This window comes from Erwinia sp. LJJL01 (assembly GCF_047300805.2).
Classification (GTDB): Bacteria; Pseudomonadota; Gammaproteobacteria; order Enterobacterales; family Enterobacteriaceae; genus Erwinia; species Erwinia aphidicola.
The window spans coordinates 1,831,428-1,848,836 of record NZ_CP178576.1 but is presented as its reverse complement, the minus strand read 5'-3'; the positions used below and the strand labels follow the sequence as shown (position 1 = coordinate 1,848,836).

The window sequence follows — 17,409 nt, the reverse complement described above, 5'->3', positions numbered from 1 at the left end:
TCATGAGCTGAATCGCGCTAGCATGGGAACAAACTGTTGGCTAACGAGGATGGTATGGCGATAAAACTGATTGCGATTGATATGGACGGCACGTTACTGAATCCACAGCACCAGATCACCCCAGGCGTGAAGCAGGCCATTCAGGCGGCGCGCGATAACGGCGTGGCGATTGTCCTGGCGACCGGGCGCCCGTTTGTCGGCGTCCAGAACTACCTGAGGGAGCTGGATTTACAGCAGCCGGGGCAGTACTGCATCACCAACAACGGCGCACTGGTTCAAAAGGCGGAAAGCGGTGAGTGCGTGGCGGAAGTGGCGCTGCATTTCGATGATTATCTCTACTTCGAAAAGCTGGCGCGCGAGCTGGGCGTGCATTTCCAGGCGCTGACCAAAACCGAGCTGTTCACGCCGAATAAGGATATCAGTGAATATACCGTCCATGAGGCGTGGCTGACCGGTATTCCGCTGCGCCAGCGCGACGTCGCTGAAATGGACCGCAGCCTGAGCTTCCCGAAAGTGATGATGATCGACCCGCCAGAACAGTTGGATGCGGCGATTAAACAGATCCCGCAGGAAGCGTACGATCGCTACACCATCATGAAAAGTTCGCCTTACTACCTCGAAATCCTCGATAAAAGCGTCAATAAAGGAGCGGGCGTTAAAGCGCTGGCGGATCTGCTGGGGCTGAAGCGTGAAGAGGTGATGGCTATCGGCGACCAGGAGAATGACCTGGCAATGCTGGAATATGCCGGAACCGGCGTGGCGATGGGCAACGGCATTGAGAAAGTGAAGGCGATGGCGCAGTTTGTCACCCGGCCGAACTTTGAAGATGGCGTCGCCCACGCGATTGAGAAGTTCGTGCTGTAACCTGCCTGACCGCGTCAGACGGCGGATATTCTGCATCCGCCGTATCCACCACTATCCTTAGTCATCGGTGGCGGGGATCCTCCCCGCCCCCCTTTTCAACGGCCTTCTATGAAAGAAAAGCAACTCACCTTCGCCCCGCGCCACCACCAGCTGACCAATATCAATGTCTGGACCGCGGACAGCCAGTGGCTGGTGTACGACGTGCGCCCTTCCGGCGCCTCCTTTACCGGCCTGACCATTGAGCGGGTGAACGCCAGCAGCGGTGACACCGAGGTGCTCTATCAGGCGCGCGACGGTGCGCACGTTGGCGTGGTAACCGCCAGCCCGGACCTGCCCCCGCGCTACGTCTGCATTCACGGCCCCGAGCACCCGGACAGCCAGTGGAAGTATGATTTCCATCATCGGCGCGGGGTGATCGTTCAGCACGGGGTGGCGGAAAATCTTGATGCCTGCGATATCACCCCGCCGTTTACCGCCGGGGCGCTGCGCGGCGGCTCGCACGTGCACGTGTTCAGCCCGGACGGTTCACGCCTGAGCTTTACCTATAACGACCACGTGATGCATGAGCTGGACGTGAAGCAGGACCTGCGCAATGTGGGCGTGGCGGTGCCGCTGCATGCGGTCTGCCCGCCAAAAAACCATCCGCGTGAATATGACGGCAGCCACTACTGCGTGCTGGTGAGCCGCACCACCGTTCAGCCGCTGCCGGGCAGCGATGAAATCAACCGCGCCTATGAAGAGGGCTGGGTAGGAAATCGGGGGTATCAGCGCGCCGACGGTAGCCGTCAGCGCTGGGCGCTGGCCTTTATTGGCGATACCGTCGCGCCAGGCGGCGAGAAAGTGGCCGAGGTGTTTATTGTCGATCTGCCGGAAAACAGTGCCGACTATGCGCTGGCCGGGGACGCGCCGCTGGAAGGCACCGCACACAGCCTGCCAGCGCCACCGCGCGGCGTAAAACAGCGGCGCCTGACCTTTACCCGCCGTGGCCTGGCCAGAACCCCGCGCCACTGGCTGCGTAGCTCGCCGGACGGCAGCGCGATTGCTTTTCTGATGGCGGACGAGGCGGAGGTGGTGCAGCTGTGGACCGTTTCCCCACTGGGGGGCGAGCCGCGGCAGGTAACGCACGGCCAGCACAGCATTCAGTCGGCGTTCAGCTGGCACCCGAACGGGCAGCAGCTGGTGTTCGTCTGCGATAACAGCGTGATGATTTGTCAGCTTGCCAGCGGAGCTGTGCGGCGCATTACCGCACGCAGCGCAATCCCGCCGGTAGCGGATGCGGTGGTGTTCTCGCCGGACGGTGAGTCAGTCGCCTATTTGCGGGACGGCGACCCGTGGCGGCAGATATTTATCGCGCGGGTGCGTGGCTAGCGCCACTGGCGGGTGAAGGTGCGGCATCGCGGGTGGGCGACATCGGGGCCATGGTTTCATTCATGATGGCATCGGTATGATTGGCCTGCTCGCTGCGCAGCACGCGCGCGCGCGGGGAGTCATCTTCCCCTTTGTCGCCGGAGCGGTAATAGTCCATCGGCAGCAGCAGGGTATCCAGCACCGCCGAGAACGGCAGATCGATAGCGGCCAGCGGTTTCATCACCCAGCCGCTGTTTTTATCGACGATCGTCTCTGCGCTGGCGCGCGTGCCGGGGTAGTAACCCTCGTAAGGCGCGGAGTGCATCATCACGCTGGAGCAGCCGCTGGTGCTGACCAGCGAAACGCAGGCAATAAAACCGGCAATATGGCACTTCTTTAATGCGTTCATCATCAATATCCCTTGTTATGGCAAGCCTGCTGAGACTTGTCGCCGGTGTGCGCAAAAAAGCGTAGTCCACTCTGTGGTGGCTGGCATCGTGTTCCGGCAAACTCATCCCTGAGTGTATGACATTCACTGCTTTCCGGTTAAAAAAATCGCATTTTCCCCTTGAAAGCATCGCGTCTGTCACCATTTTACTCTTACGGTCAGTGAAGCCTGCGCCGACAGGGCAGCGTTTACTGAACCGGCGGTCCGTCCAATGTGGAGGATCGACTTTGTTAATCACATCTCGCTGACTATCAGGAGCTGCAACATGCGTAATTTTGACCTTGCCCCACTGTATCGTTCATCCATTGGCTTTGACCGTCTGATCAACCTGCTGGAATCCAGCCAGGGTCAGAGCAACAACAATGGCGGCTACCCTCCGTACAATGTGGAGCTGGTGGCAGAAAACAACTACCGAATTACCATTGCCGTGGCGGGCTTCGCGGAAAGCGAACTGGAGATCACCTCCCACGACAACCTGCTCAGCGTGCGCGGTTCGCACCCGGAAGAGCAGCAGGAACGCACCTATCTCTATCAGGGCATTGCCGAGCGCAACTTCGAGCGTAAATTCCAGCTGGCCGAGCACGTACACGTGCGTGATGCCAAACTGGAAAATGGCCTGCTGTATATCGACCTTGAGCGCGTGGTGCCTGAAGCCAATAAACCGCGCCGTATCGAAATCATGAAATAACATGCTTACGGGCCGCCAGCTGGCGGCCCTTGTTCTATCCGCTCTTGCGGCGTTAGCCTTCGCAATGCGCCCGCTCGACCTCTTCCGTCAGAATCGCAATTCCGCGCTCAATCTTCTCGCTGTCCGGCACATAGTTCATGCGCATGCACTGATGCGTATGCGGCCACGCCTGCTCCAGCCCCGGGAAGAAGAAGTGCCCCGGCACCATCAGCACGCCGCGCTGTTTTAAGCGCTGGTACAGCACTTCGGTGGTGATCGGCAGGTCTTTAAACCACAGCCAGAGGAAAATCGCCCCTTCCGGTTTATGGATCAGGCAGCGTTCGGGGGATAAATAGCGGCGAATAACGGCGATTGTCTGGTTAACCCGCTGCTGGTAGAACGGCTTAATTACCTCTTCAGAGAGCCGCAGCAGATCGCCGCGCTGGATCATCTCATTAGCGATCGCCGGGCCAATGCTGCCGGGTGCCAGGCTGATAATGCCGTTCATATTGCTGATGGCGGAGATCACTTTCTCATCGGCAATAATGATGCCGCAGCGCGAGCCCGGCAGGCCGAGCTTGGACAGGCTCATGCACAGAATAATGTTAGGGTTCCACAGCGGGCGCGCCTCGCTGAAGATAATACCGGGGAACGGCACGCCATAAGCGTTATCGATCAGCAGCGGGATCTGATGCTGCTGCGCCAGCGCATCCAGCTTCAGCAGCTCCTCATCGGTGATGACATTGCCGGTCGGGTTGGTCGGGCGCGATACGCAGATCAGCCCGGTATCGTCGCCGATATGCAGGTGCTCAAAATCGACGTGATACTTGAACTGGCCTTCCGGCAGCAGTTCGATATTCGGGCGCGTTGAGACAAACAGATCTTCATCCAGTCCGGCATCGGCATAGCCAAGGTATTCCGGGGCCAGAGGGAACAGCACGCGTTTCATACTGCCGTCGGCGCGGCGGCCAGCGTACAGGTTAAACAGATAGAAGAAGGCGCTCTGGCTACCGTTGGTCAGGGCGATATTTTCGGGGGCGATCTGCCAGCCCAGCTCATCGCGCAGCAGCCGGGAGAGTGAATCCAGCAGGGTGCTTTTACCGCGTGGGCCATCGTAGTTACACAGCGCTTCCGCCAGCTTGCCTTCGTCGTGCATCTGCTGCAGCAGCTGCTGGAAATAGTCGTTCATCGCCGGGATCTGCGCGGGATTACCGCCGCCGAGCATCACCGTCCCCGGCGTGCGTAAGCCTTCGCCCATATCTTCCATCAGACGAGAGATGCCCGAGTGGCGCGTAAATTTGTCACCAAATGCCGAAAAGCTCATACCCTGTTAATCACTTGTTAGTCCTCAGGAGGACCACCTTAACGTCAGCAGACGGATGAATGCAATGCTGCGGCGGCAGAATCGCATTTGTCTGATTGTGCCAGCCTGCCTGGCCCCTAAGCAGGAGGGCGAGCGGTGTAGGATCGGGGCAGCCCTTACTTGCAGAGGGCGAGCAGCACCCCATAGCTGAATCGTTTTTTACATCCCGCTCAATCTTCCGCTAAACATCACATTTATTTATGTAATTAATCCTGACTCATCATTTTTACGTGACCAACATCGCGTTTAATGGAGCAAAAACAGCTTAAAAGTCAGGCGGTGATGGTTGTCACGTTTTTATCTGCCGGTGATTTGTAGTCTGGACCCGCATAAAGCTAAATCAATTCAGCTAAAGGGATAAAGAGATGAGAAAAACAGTTCTGTCAGGGTGTGTGTTGGCGATTCTTAGCGGTCAGGCTGCGGCGCAAAGTTGGCTGCTGACGGATGCTGAAAGCGGGACAGAAAAGGGCAACTGGCAAATTAGCAGCCAGCAGCTGAAGTTGCCAGGCGAGAGTTTCAGCATTGAGCAAAAGGTGTTGCACGGCGGCAAGCAGGAGGGCTCCAAAGTGCTGACGCTGACCAGCAAAAATGGGCTCACCATCGCGCTCAGCCCGACGCGCGGTATGGATCTGCTGCACGTCAGCGGTCACGGCGTGCGCCTGGGCTGGGATTCTCCGGTGCAGGAAGTGGTCAACCCGGCCTATATCAACCTGGAGAGCCGTAACGGGCTGGGCTGGCTGGAAGGATTCAACGAGATGATGGTGCGCTGCGGCTTTGAGTGGACCGGGCACCCGGTGACCAAAGACGGGATGATCTACACCCTGCACGGCAAGGCGGGCAACACGCCAGCGTCGAAGGTGGAAGTGATTGTTGATGATCAAGCCCCGCATGAAATTCGCATTCGCGGGCTGCTGAAAGAGGTCACCTTTAAGAAGGCGAAACTCGAAACCTGGACCGAGCTGCGTTACGTGCCGGGCTCGGACTCGTTCACCGTGCATGATGTGCTGACCAATGAGGCAGACTATCCGCACGACTACCAGATTATCTACCACAGTAACTTCGGCACGCCGATCCTGGAAAAAGACGCGCGCTTTATCGCCCCGCTGAAATCAGTATCGCCTTTTAACGACTACGCCAAAAAAGGGCTGGATGGCTGGAACGTTTATGGCGCGCCGACCAAAGATTTCGACGAGATGGTGTTTAACCTGCAGCCCAAAGCGGACAGCAATGGCAAAACCGTGGCGGCGGTGATTAACAGCAAGGGCGACAAGGGGGCCGCGATTGAGTTTGATACCCGCCAGCTGCCGCTGCTGACCATGTGGAAGAACACCGACACCCTGAAGCAGGGTTATGTCACCGGGATTGAGCCGGGCACCAACTATGCTTATCCGGTGACAATCGAGAAAGAGCAGGGAAGAGTGAAACAGCTGCAGCCGGGGCAGAGCACCGAATTTACGCTGACCTATTCCCTACTGAAGGACGCCAGCGCGGTGCAGAAGGTTGAACAGCGCGTGAAGCAGATCCAGGGGGATGACACGGTAGAGATTAACCAAACGCCGATCGCGACGGAGTAACCCTCCCCGCGGTAGGGGCGGGGCATGCCCCGCCCGTTTTGGCGTGCCTCAGTCCTGGGACAATATCTGTGGATTAACGCAGTTCTTCTCCACCTTACCGGTTAACGCGGCAATCAGGTTATCTACCGCGTCCTTCGCCATACCGTAGCGGGTCTCATGGGTCGCGGAGCCGATATGCGGCAGCGCCACCACGTTGCGCAGCTGCAGCAGCTCTGAGCTGACCGGCAGCGGCTCCCGCTCAAACACGTCCAGCCCGGCAGCGTGAATCGTGCCATCTTTCAATGCGTCGATCAGCGCCTGCTCATCGACCACCGGGCCGCGCCCGGCGTTAATCAGCACCGCGCTTTTCTTCATCTTCGCCAGCTGCTCACGCCCGATCAGGTGATGGGTCTGCTCGGTCAGCGGCAGGCTGATGCAGAGGAAGTCTGACTCGGCCAGCAGGGTATCCAGGTCGCAGTACTGCGCGTCAAAGCGCTGCTCGGCCTCTTCATGATGCTTACGCGCGTTATACAGGATCGGCATGCCGAAACCGAGGTGCGCACGCTGCGCCAGCGCCAGACCGATGCGGCCCATGCCCAGAATGCCGAGCTTCTTGTGGTGGACATCAATGCCGAACCACTCCGCCCCGAAACTGCCCTGCCATTCGCCCGCCTTCACGCGTTCCGCCATTTCGACCACGCGGCGTGCGGAGCTGAGCACCAGCGCCATCATGGTATCGGCCACCGTTTCGGTCAGCACCGTCGGGGTGTGCATCAGCAGCACTTTGCGGTCGTTGAGCGCGGCGACGTCAAAGTTGTCGTAACCGACCGAGACGCTAGAGGCGGCGCGCAGCTTCGGCGCGTGCTGTAGAAACTCCGCATCCACTTTGCCGCCGGAGCCGAGGATCCCCTCGGCATGACGGAAGGCGTCAGCATGTTGCGCGACGGTTTTCGGGGTTAAGCCGTTGATTTCAGTCACGCTGAAATGGTCATCCAGCTTTGCACGCAGGTCTTCAGGCAACGATTTATACAGCACCACAGAAGGTTTCATTCATTTCTCCAAAAGCATTAAGCGTGTTTAGCGCAGTCGGGCAGCGGCTGTTGCTTGTTACGCGCCGGTTTTACGGCCAGCGTCAGTCCGACGGAAATCAGTAATGCCCCACCCATAAAGATATAGGACGCGGACGGGCTGCCGGTGGCGCCGTTCAGGTAACCGACCACCCACGAGCCAAGAAACGATCCCAGGGCGCCCATCGCATTGATCAGGGCCATCGCGCCGCCGGCGACATTACGCGGCAGCATCTCCGGGATAATGGCAAAGAACGGGCCATAAGGTGCGTACATTGCCGCCCCGGCAATCACCAGCAGGGCATATGAGAGCCAGAAGTTGCCTGGCCCCACCAAATATGAACCTAAAAACGCCAGCGCACCAATCAGCAGCAATGGCCAGACAAACAGTTTGCGGTTTTGTAACTTATCAGAGGCCCAGGAGACAACGATCATCGCAATGGTTGCGGCCAGATAGGGGACCGCCGACAGCCAGCCAGCTTCGACCATGCCCATCCCGGTACCGTTACGCAGGATAGATGGCAGCCACAGCACAAAGCCGTACACGCCGATGCTCCAGGTAAAGTACTGGGCGCACAGGATGATAACGTTGCGCGACTTAAAGGCTTCGGCGTAGTTGCGTACCGCCTTCAGGCCCTCCTGCTCCTTTTGCAGCTGCGCCTGCAGCGCGGCTTTCTCCGCATCGCTCAGCCATTTGGCCTGCGCCGGTTTATCCTGCACCAGGAACCACCAGGCGACTGCCCAGATCACCGCCGGGAAGCCTTCGATAATAAACATCTCGCGCCAGCCAAAGGCTTCAATCAGATAGCCAGACACGACCGACATCCACAGTACGGTAACCGGGTTACCGAGGATCAGGAAGGTATTGGCGCGTGAGCGTTCGGATTTAGTAAACCAGTTGCTGATGTAGATCAGCATTGCCGGCATCACCGCCGCCTCTACGACACCCAGCGTAAAGCGGATCGCCGCCAGCATCGGAATGTTGCTCACCAGCCCGGTCAGCGTGGCGCAGGTTCCCCACAGGATCAGGCACCAGAACACCAGCTTCTTCACGCTGCGCCGCTCGGCATAGATGGCACCGGGGATCTGGAAGAAGAAGTAGCCGAGGAAGAACAGCGCACCGAGCAGGGATGACACCCCTTTGGTGATGCCGAGGTCTTCGTTGATCCCCGCAGCGGAAGCAAAGCTAAAGTTTGCACGGTCCAGATACGCCAGGCTGTAGGTGATAAACACGATGGGCATGATGTACCACCAGCGTTTTGGCGCGATTGTCTGATTGCTCATAGTTCTGTCCTCGATGTCCGCATTCTGTGGTAGGGCGATGCGGTTTTGTTATGTTCCGGTCAGTGGCAACAGCTAGAAATCACCCAGCGTGGCGCGCGTGGGTAACCCTTCGCTGTCGCCCGATACCTGGATTGCCAGAGAACCGATTTTGTTACCGCGCAGGATCGCTGCGGGTAACGATTTTCCTTCCAGCAGGGCACTGATCACTCCGACGGCAAAGCCATCGCCAGCGCCGACGGTATCCACCACGTTATCCGTGAGCACCGCCGCAATCTGCCCTTTTTCCCCTGCCGCCGTTTTATACCAGGCGCCGTCGCTGCCGGTTTTGATCGCCACCGCCTGCACGCCCATCGCCAGATAGAAATCGGCAATCGCTTCCGGCTGCTGATAGCCGGTCAGGATCTGGCCCTCTTTGATACCCGGCAGCACCCAGTCGGCGTACTGCGCCAGACCGTTCAGCTGTTTAATCATTTCGGCTTCGCTCGACCACAGCACCGGGCGTAGGTTCGGGTCGAAGGAGATGGTTTTCCCCAGCGCCTTCATTTCACGGGCCGCATGCAGAGACAGCGCCAGCGAGCTGTCAGAAATGGCCGCCGCCACGCCGCTCAGATGCAGGTGGCGTGCGTTGGCAAAGTAGTCGCGATCAAAATCGGCGGGCGAGAGATGGCTGGCAGCTGAGCCTTTACGGAAGTATTCGACCAGCGGATCGGAGCCATCATCCACGCGGGATTTCATCTGGAAACCCGTAGGATAACGCGGGTCACAGGTGACCTGACGGCGGTCGACGCCTTCCAGATCGAGCTGCTGACAGGTGAAGCGGCCAAACGAGTCGTCACCCACGCGGCTGACCCAGCCGACGTTCAGGCCGAGACGCGCCAGGCCAATAGCCACGTTGAGTTCGGCGCCGGCAATGCGTTTGCTGAACTGCGACACGCTGGCCAAATCGCCGCATTCGCTGGCGACAAACATCGCCATGGCCTCACCGATGGTCACGGCATCCAGCGTTGGGTAGGTTTGAACGGTCATGATTTACTCCTCGCGCAGCAGGTCAACGTAGTGGCGGGTAACGGCCACCAGGTCGGCCCCTTCCAGCGGAAACTCAATGGCCCGCGGCACGTCGGCAGGTAAAAGAGCCAGCGTCTCGCGCCACAGATTATCGGCATCATCCAGCGCCACCGCGCGCCAGCTGTCTCCGTGGGGGACGGCGGCCTTAACGTGGATATAGCTGACAAAGCGGCTCAGGCGTTCGGCTGCCAGCAGCGGCTGGTCGCCAACCCACAGCCAGTTGCCCATATCGAAAGTCATGCCGTTACAGGTGCGGCTCTCACCACAGGCGTGGAAGAACGGGTCAAGCGCGCTCAGTTTACCGCAGGCGGTTTGGTCGTTCTCCACCACCAGATGGACCTTTTTCCCTGCCAGCTTGCCGCGCAGGACGCTGCAGTCAAAGCTGGGCTGATAGTGGCCCAGAGAATATTTAAGTAGCTGCGCGTTAAGCTGTTCCGCCTCGTTGAAATGCCGATCGAGGTTGGGATTAAGCGAACCGTCTGCCATAAACAGCGCTTCCGGCACCGAATAGAACGCCATCAGGCGGCTGTCCGCTATCGCGTCGGCTAACTCAGGCAGCGCTGACAGCTGCTGCGCGCTGAACAGCTCGCGGCGGATCTCCACACCATTGGCTCCGGCGGCGGCAATGATCGGCAGCAGCGCCTGCTGCCCGCCCAGCTCGGCTATTTTCTCGCGGCCGTAGGCGGCGGTAACCACTATCACTTCTCTTTTCATCTTCCCTCCGGCAATTCTGCGGACCTTTGCGCCCGACTTGATGAAAAAACGTTAGTTGGAACCGGTTCCAAAAGATAGCGACAGAAGTGGAATTTATGATCGCGCTCACGATGTGAACAATTTCTGGCGGGGAAAGCTCTTAAAAATGGCAGGTCGCAGGAGGTGCAGGCAATGAACAAAAAATCCTGTTCCCGCTATAGGGAACAGGCAAGCCTGTAACGCTGTTTATCCTGAAACGGCCAGCTTCTGCGTCGACCCGCGCACAATCAGTTCACCGCTAAATACCTGCTCGTGCATCGGTGCTTCATCGCCCTCAATGCGTTTCAGCACCTGCTCCAGCGCGGCGTAGCCCATTTGCCAGGTGGGCTGCTTGAGGGTAGTGATGCCGACGCCGGCCAGCTCTGCCCACTCCAGTTCGTCAAAGCCCAGCAGGCCAAGCTGCTGACCCCAGTTGAGATTGAGCCGGCGCAGGGCGCGGGCTACCTGCAGCGTCAGTGCGCCATTGACCACCATCACTGCGCACGGGGCGTGCTGATGGCGCTGGTAAAAGTCGCTCAGCACCTGTTCCAGCTTTTCACCGTCGCCAAGCGGCACCTCGGCATGTTCCGCGACCCGCTCCGGCTGCTGCGCCATGCGCTGATGGAATGCATGCACGCGCTCGAGGCGGGTATTTACCAGCCCCAGCGGTTCGCTGATAAACAGCAGGGCGCGATAGCCCTGCGTCAGCAAGTGGTCGGTGGCCTGAAGTGCCGCCGCCGGGTTATCCAGCCCGATCACATCGCAGTCGAAATCGGGGATTTTACGGTCAATCAGTACCATGGGCAGCAGCGACTGCTGCAGCTGATTGAGCGCCTCTTCGCGCATGCCGACGGCGTTCACCACCACCCCCTCTACCTGATAGCTGCTGAGCAGGTTGAGGTAGTGCTGTTCCAGGTCCACTTCGTTGTTGGTATTACACATCAGCAGGGTAAAGCCGTGCGCGCGGCAGGCGGCTTCGATGCCGCTCAGCACGTTAACCGAGTAGGGGTTGGTGATATCCGCAATGATCAGGCCAATCAGCCGCGTGCGCCCGCGCTTCAGGCCGCGTGCCATCTGGCTGGGGCGATAGTTAAGCTCGGCGATGGCCGTTTCGATACGGGTTTTCAGCTCGGCGGACAGCGCGTTTAGCTCGCCGTTGAGATAGCGGGAAACGCTGGTTTTGCCGACGTTCGCGGCTTTGGCGACATCGCTGATGGTGGCTTTGGCGGCCTTACGGTTCATGATGGTCCCTGGCGGTGAATATTGCGCGAGACTATCACACCTGCCGCGTTACGCCAGCATCAGGGCAATTTCAGTTCGGGCTGCCACAGCACCTGAAGCGTTGCCACCTCTTCGCCCTGCATCAGCCGCAGCACCATTTCCGCCACCTGCTGACCGACGTCGAGGCGTGTAGCCTGCGCAATGCTGGCAACCGGTTCGGCAATCACCGAATCGCCGGGCAGCCCGTCATACACCATCAGCTCAATGCGCTGCGGGCCGGTCAGCCGCCCGGCTTCACGCAGTGCAATCGCCGCGCCGTCGCCCAGCATATTACAGTCGGCGACGATCGCCTGCGGCGGCTCTGACTGTGCCAGCAGCGTTTGAGTCAGGCGATAGCCTTCACGGCGGTTAGGCTCGGCCTGCCAGCAGCTATCGCGCGCCAGCCCGTGCTGCTCCAGCGCGTCGAGAAACCCCTGGCGGCGCTGGCTGACGAAGGTTTGATCGTGGTGGCTGCCGAGCCATGCAAGCCGTTGTAGCCCCTGCGCGGCATAGTGCGCCACGGCCAGCTGCGGGCCGGCGTAATTATCAAAATCGAACCAGGCATAGGGGGTGTCGAGCTGGCTGCGGCCAAGCGCAAGAAAGGGAAAGTGCAGCTGCTGTAGCTTCACCAAACGGCTGTCATGGCGGGTGGTGTGCGCGACAATCAGGGCGTCAACGCAGTGCGTGCGCAGCATACGCTGCATGCCGCGATGGTCGTCATGGGTATCATCGGCGATGATTAACAGGTCGATATCGGCGCGGGCCAGCGACTGGGCTATCGCCCCCATCATCTCGACAAAGCTGGCATCGTTAAACGGCAGCGGAGCGACGGGAAACAGCAAACCGACCGCGTTGCTGCGCCCGGTTTTCAGGCGCCGCGCGACGGCATTGGGGCGATATCCACGCCGTTCTGGCTTCCTGTTGAATGCGCAGCCGGGTCTCTTCCGCGACGTCGTCATAGCCGTTGAGGGCTCGGCTGACGGTGGTGACGGAGAGGCCCAGCGCGTGAGCGATCGCTTTCAGGGACATGTTTGCAGGTGTGATCAATTTTTGCGCAGGGTAGCACAATTTGCTGTAGCTCACTATCGCACGGCGTAATAATTGCGGGTGAGACTTGATCGCCCCGCCAGAGTAAGGCGGGGCCAGGAAGATTACTGCAGCGGGCTGAGGGTGATCTCAACGCGGCGGTTTTGCGCTTTCCCTTCTGCGCTGCTGTTTGAGGCAATCGGGTTGTCCGGCCCCATTCCGCTGGTGCGCACGCGGTTAGCGGCGACGCCCTGGGTGATCAGGGCGCTGCCCACGCCGTCGGCGCGCTGCTGAGACAGGGTCATGTTCAGCTGGCGGCTGCCGCTGCTGTCGGTATAACCGATCACATTAACCGCCGTTTTTGGATACTCTTTCAGCACCATCGCCACGCCGCTCAGGGTATTGGCCCCGGCCGGTTTCAGCGTGCTGCTGCTGGAGTCAAAGGTAACGTTATTCGGCATGTTGAGCACGATATTGTCACCGTTGCGCGTCACGCTGACCCCCGTGCCCTTCATTTTGTCGCGCAGTTTGGCTTCCTGCACGTCCATGTAGTAACCGGCTCCGCCACCCAGCGCCGCACCGGCTGCCGCGCCAATGAGCGCGCCCTTACCGCGATCTTTCTTCGAAGAGGAGATCATGCCAACACCGGCACCCAGAGCCGCACCAAGGCCTGCGCCGATACCGGATTTACCCGCTTCGCGCTCGCCAGTGTAAGGATTGGTGGTACAGCCGGCCAGGGCAAGAGTGCCGCTCAGCACCAGGGCGATAGTGACTACACTTTTCTTATTCATGGGGGTTCCCTCTCATTGCAGCGGTCAGACAAAATCTTGCCTGAAATGAATACCTAAACAGGGCGATTATGCCGCTGAAATGTGAGGGAAATACGTAGGCTTATTCTCAATTTGTAACGCAAGGCGACTTTTTGTGGTCAGGGTGGCAGAAACAGTCGGTCATATGTTCATTAATCAGCCCACAGGCCTGCATAAATGAGTAACAGGTGGTCGTACCAACGAATTTAAAGCCGCGTTTTTTTAGCGCTTTTGACATGGCATCTGAGGTCGGGCTGGTGGTGGGGGCGCTGCGGTAGTTACTGAAACGCGTTATTTGCGGCTGATGTTCGACGAAGTTCCAGATAAAGGTATTAAACGGCTCGCCGTTGGCTTCCATCGCCTGTACGGCGCGGGCGTTAGCGATAATTGCGTTGATTTTACCGCGATGGCGGATAATGCCGCTCTCCTGCATCAGCCGTTCAATATCGTCCTCATCCATCTGCGCCACGCGCTCAACGTCAAAATGGTGAAACAGGCGGCGATAGTTTTCGCGTTTTTTCAGCACGGTAAACCACGACAGCCCGGCGACCTGGCCCTCAAGACAGATCATCTCGAACAGCTCCCGGGTGTGCGTCAGCGGCACGCCCCATTCACTGTCGTGATAGGCGATGTATAACGGATCCTCAGATACCCAGCCACAGCGTTGCATAACCCTCATCCCTTTTGCTGTTTATTTAAACAGTATATTAGCGAAACATCTGGCCGTCGCGCAACAGGTGTTCGTTGCCTTTGCGCCGGGTAAAACCGCAGCGGTCAAAAAACTCCAGAATCTGTACTGCCAGCTTGCGCCCTACGCCGAGCCTGTCGCGGAAGTCCCCGGCGCTGGTGCTCAGAGCGGATGCCGCACGTTCGCGGATGATATCGGCAAAGCGCACAATCTGCGGCTGGGCGAAGTAGCGGTCTTTAACAATGGCGACGATCTCCCCGCCCTGTGCGGCCTTGCGCAGCAGCTGGCGCATCGGCGCTTCCTCACAGCCAGCCTGGGCCGCAAGGTCGCGCACCCACCAGGCCTGGTCGCCAAACAGTGGCCGCACCTGCTGCCAGAGCGCGTCCTCCCGGTCATCAAAACCTATCTCGAAATCAGGCAGGTGCAGCCAGCCATGATTGTTGCGCAGCGCCTGCTTATCCAGCAGCGTAGCAATAAGCGCCAGCACCAGCGATTCCGGCAGGTTGGGTAGCGCAATGCGCCGCAGGCGGTCGCGGCCGATACCGGGGCGGTCGTCGTGCTCGTTATGGTAGTTTTCCAGCGCGACCAGCAGCTCGGTCTGCCATTCGCGTGCATCTTTTTGCGGCAGCAGATAGTCCCCGGCAATTTCAGGCGCCACAGCAGTCAGCACCTCAGAGAGGGCGCCGGGGGAGAGCTGCAGCAGCCATTCAAGCTCTTCCGCCGTGCGCGGGCGCTGCTCCAGCAGCAGGGTGACTTTTTCCACCGCGCTATCGGCGTTTTCCAGCTGTTTTAGCCAGCTGATAAACGCCGGCTGTCGTTTACCGCGTTTTGGCGGCGTCAGCAGCAGCACTCTTGCTGCCCCAAGCGTTTCGCGGGCGCTGATATCGCGCAGGATCAGCCGGTCGTTGTCGGTCAGCCACAGCGGCTTGTCGAGCAGCAGCTCGGCGAGGTTATCCTGCAGCAGCGAGATGCGGCCGGTGATGTGGCTGGCGGCGTGATGCAGGTGCAGCGGCTGCCCCTGACGCAGAGCATGATGCAGCGTCAGGGCGACCAGTAGCCGATCGCACGGCTGCGCGGGCGCGTCGCTCAGCAGCCAGTCGCCGCGGGTGACGCGCTCTTTTTCAACGCCGCCGCTGAGATTGAGCGCGATGCGCTGGCCCCCATGCGCCCGTTCGGTGGGCTGGTTCTGAGCGTGCAGCCCGCGCACCCGCACAGCTTTGTTCATCCCGCTTAGCCACAGCGCGTCACCGACGCTGACGCTGCCGCAGAGGGCGGTGCCGGTCACCACCACGCCCGCGCCTTTAACGTTGAAAACCCGGTCGATGGCGAGGCGGAAGCGGCGGCCTGTTTCCAGCGCGCGTGCGGGTAGCTGGCGCAGATGGTCGCTGAGTTCGCTTATCCCAGCCTGGCTGTGAATGCTGGTGCTGAACAGATCAATCTGCTGCCAGCCAAGCTCCTGCGTCAGCTGGCGGATCTGCTGCTCCACCCCGGCGCGCCGGGCATCATCAACGCTGTCACACTTGGTAATGGCGACGGTCAGCGCAGGCTGGCCGCTGAGCTGCAAAATAGCCAGATGCTCGCGGGTTTGCGGCATCACGCCATCGTCGGCGGCGACCACCAGCAGGGCGCGATCGATACCACCAATGCCGCTCAGCATATTGGCGAGGAATTTTTCATGGCCCGGTACGTCAATAAAGCCAATAACCTGCCCGTCGGGCTGCGGCCAGTAGGCGTAGCCGAGGTCGATAGTCATACCGCGCACTTTCTCTTCCGGCAGGCGATCGGCGTTGATGCCGGTAATCGCCTGTAACAGCGACGTCTTGCCATGATCGACATGGCCAGCGGTGGCAATAATCATGCGGATACCATCCTGATAAACAGCGCCTCATCTTCCAGCGCGCGCAGGTCAAACCACAGGCGCCCCTGATAAATCCGCCCAATCAGCGGTACCTCGCCCGCACGTAAGCGCGCCGCCAGCGCCAGCAGAGTGCTGCCGCTGCCGTCGCGCGGGGTCAGCGTCAGCGCGCTGCTCGGCAGGCGCTCCACCGGCAGTGAACCGCTGCCGGGCTGCGAATGGCACGGCTCGGCCGCCACGACAAAATGTGCCCCGAGCGCGCTGTTCACGGCGGGCAGCAGGCGTGCGGCCTGGGCGGCAATCTCCTGCGCCGTGCGCGTCAGCAGCCGCAGCGTCGGCAGCTCGCGCGTCAGCGTTTCGGGATGCAGGTAGAGCTGCAGCGTGGCTTCCAGCGCCGCCAGGGTCATTTTATCCACGCGCAACGCGCGCTTCAGCGGGTGCTGCTGCAGGCGTGCAATCAGCGCTTTTTTCCCGACGATAATTCCGGCCTGCGGGCCGCCCAGCAGCTTGTCACCGGAGAAGCTCACCAGGCTGACGCCCGCGGCAATCAGCTGCTGCGGCATCGGCTCGGGCGGCAGCCCATAGGCGTCGAGGTCGATCAGCGAGCCGCTGCCGAGATCGCTGATGACCGGCAGGCCCAGCTCATTGCCCAGCGGCACCAGTTCGGCTTCGCTGACCGCTTTGGTGAACCCCTGCACCTGATAGTTGCTGGTGTGCACTTTCATCAGCAGTGCGCTCTCTGCGCTGACGGCCTGGCGGTAGTCTTTCAGATGGGTGCGGTTGGTGGTGCCGACTTCATGCAGCGTGCAGCCTGCCTGAGTCATCACATCGGGAATGCGAAACGATCCACCAATCTCCACCAGCTCACCGCGCGATACCACCACCTCTTTATCTGTGGCGAGCGCGGCCAGTATCAGCAGTACCGCTGCCGCATTGTTATTCACAATGCAGGCGTCTTCCGCCCCGGTCAGGCGGCACAGCAGGTCGGCCACTGCCCGATCGCGATGGCCGCGCTGCGCTTCATCCAGCGCGTACTCCAGCGTGACCGGAGAGCGCATCGCCCGGCAGACGGCACTCACTGCCGCTTCTGCCAGCTGGGCGCGCCCGAGGTTGGTATGCAGGAGCGTACCGCTAAGATTCAGCACCGGCTGCAGGCCGCTGGCGTGCGTCTGCTGCAGCTGCTGTGCGGCATGCTGCGCCCAGTCGCTGCACCAGGCGGGGAGCTGTTGATGTTGTTGGATCGCGTCGCGTGCCTGCTGTTGCAGCTGGCGCAGCAGATCGACCAGCTGACGGTGACCCCATCTGTCACTGAGTGCCTGAAACGCCGGCTGGCGTAACAGGCTGTCGATGGCGGGAAGTTGACTGAACAATGTTTTCATCG

The 17,409-nt window shown here is 59.9% G+C and carries 15 protein-coding genes and 1 pseudogene; 4 read left to right on the top strand and 12 right to left on the bottom strand.

Annotated elements, in window-relative coordinates:
- Positions 1-54 precede the first annotated feature (54 nt).
- Positions 55-864 carry a sugar-phosphatase gene (gene yidA / locus ACLI4M_RS09430; protein ID WP_133622378.1) on the top strand — a complete coding sequence of 270 codons (810 nt, stop codon included), beginning with the start codon at positions 55-57 and terminating at the stop codon, positions 862-864.
- A 108-nt stretch (positions 865-972) separates the two neighbouring features.
- On the top strand, positions 973-2,232 hold the full coding sequence (locus ACLI4M_RS09425) for a DUF3748 domain-containing protein (protein ID WP_133622379.1): 1,260 nt from the start codon (positions 973-975) through the stop codon (positions 2,230-2,232).
- Here the strand turns inward: ACLI4M_RS09425 and ACLI4M_RS09420 are convergent.
- Entirely contained in the window at positions 2,210-2,620 is a 411-nt protein-coding gene (locus ACLI4M_RS09420) for a YceK/YidQ family lipoprotein (protein ID WP_133624980.1), read from the bottom strand. The genes ACLI4M_RS09425 and ACLI4M_RS09420 overlap by 23 nt on opposite strands.
- Positions 2,621-2,924: 304 nt before the next feature.
- Between ACLI4M_RS09420 and ibpA the strand changes: the two genes are divergently transcribed.
- A complete protein-coding gene (ibpA, locus tag ACLI4M_RS09415) occupies positions 2,925-3,347 on the top strand; it encodes a small heat shock chaperone IbpA (protein ID WP_048917901.1) in 423 nt (140 codons plus the stop codon).
- Between the two features lie 52 nt (positions 3,348-3,399).
- Here the strand turns inward: ibpA and ACLI4M_RS09410 are convergent, their stop codons facing one another.
- Entirely contained in the window at positions 3,400-4,650 is a 1,251-nt protein-coding gene (locus ACLI4M_RS09410; RefSeq protein WP_133622380.1) for a valine--pyruvate transaminase, read from the bottom strand.
- 404 nt (positions 4,651-5,054) lie between these two features.
- Here ACLI4M_RS09410 and ACLI4M_RS09405 point away from each other — a divergent pair, with 404 nt between their 5' ends.
- Positions 5,055-6,263 (top strand): aldose 1-epimerase family protein, encoded by a 1,209-nt coding sequence (locus ACLI4M_RS09405; RefSeq protein WP_133622381.1) that lies wholly within the window; start codon positions 5,055-5,057, stop codon positions 6,261-6,263.
- Positions 6,264-6,311: 48 nt separating this feature from the next.
- Here ACLI4M_RS09405 and ghrB read toward each other — a convergent pair whose 3' ends face one another.
- The 10 genes and pseudogenes from ghrB to selA all read right to left on the bottom strand — a co-directional run bounded on the left by ghrB (position 6,312) and on the right by selA (position 17,407).
- Complete coding sequence (gene ghrB / locus ACLI4M_RS09400; protein ID WP_133622382.1) at positions 6,312-7,292, bottom strand: glyoxylate/hydroxypyruvate reductase GhrB; 981 nt, start codon at positions 7,290-7,292, stop codon at positions 6,312-6,314.
- Positions 7,293-7,309: 17 nt separating this feature from the next.
- The gene (locus tag ACLI4M_RS09395) at positions 7,310-8,593 is read right to left on the bottom strand and encodes an MFS transporter (protein WP_133622383.1); all 1,284 of its coding nucleotides are present in this window, start codon (positions 8,591-8,593) and stop codon (positions 7,310-7,312) included.
- 72 nt (positions 8,594-8,665) lie between these two features.
- On the bottom strand, positions 8,666-9,619 hold the full coding sequence (locus ACLI4M_RS09390; protein ID WP_133622384.1) for a sugar kinase: 954 nt from the start codon (positions 9,617-9,619) through the stop codon (positions 8,666-8,668).
- 3 nt (positions 9,620-9,622) lie between these two features.
- The gene (locus tag ACLI4M_RS09385; protein WP_133622385.1) at positions 9,623-10,372 is read right to left on the bottom strand and encodes a sugar phosphate isomerase/epimerase family protein; all 750 of its coding nucleotides are present in this window, start codon (positions 10,370-10,372) and stop codon (positions 9,623-9,625) included.
- Positions 10,373-10,597: 225 nt separating this feature from the next.
- A complete protein-coding gene (locus ACLI4M_RS09380) occupies positions 10,598-11,632 on the bottom strand; it encodes a LacI family DNA-binding transcriptional regulator (RefSeq protein ID WP_048917895.1) in 1,035 nt (344 codons plus the stop codon).
- Positions 11,633-11,691: 59 nt separating this feature from the next.
- Positions 11,692-12,679, bottom strand: a pseudogene (locus ACLI4M_RS09375) (LacI family DNA-binding transcriptional regulator).
- Between the two features lie 122 nt (positions 12,680-12,801).
- Positions 12,802-13,467, bottom strand: a complete 666-nt coding sequence (locus tag ACLI4M_RS09370) for an OmpA family lipoprotein (protein WP_099754746.1) — start codon at positions 13,465-13,467, stop codon at positions 12,802-12,804.
- Between the two features lie 106 nt (positions 13,468-13,573).
- A complete protein-coding gene (locus ACLI4M_RS09365; RefSeq protein WP_133622387.1) occupies positions 13,574-14,155 on the bottom strand; it encodes a DNA-3-methyladenine glycosylase I in 582 nt (193 codons plus the stop codon).
- 37 nt (positions 14,156-14,192) lie between these two features.
- Positions 14,193-16,031 carry a selenocysteine-specific translation elongation factor gene (selB, locus tag ACLI4M_RS09360; protein ID WP_133622388.1) on the bottom strand — a complete coding sequence of 613 codons (1,839 nt, stop codon included), beginning with the start codon at positions 16,029-16,031 and terminating at the stop codon, positions 14,193-14,195.
- Positions 16,028-17,407: an L-seryl-tRNA(Sec) selenium transferase gene (selA, locus tag ACLI4M_RS09355; RefSeq protein WP_133622389.1), complete on the bottom strand. Its 1,380-nt coding sequence runs from the start codon at positions 17,405-17,407 to the stop codon at positions 16,028-16,030. Before selA ends, selB begins: the two co-directional genes overlap by 4 nt.
- Positions 17,408-17,409: the final 2 nt, after the last annotated feature.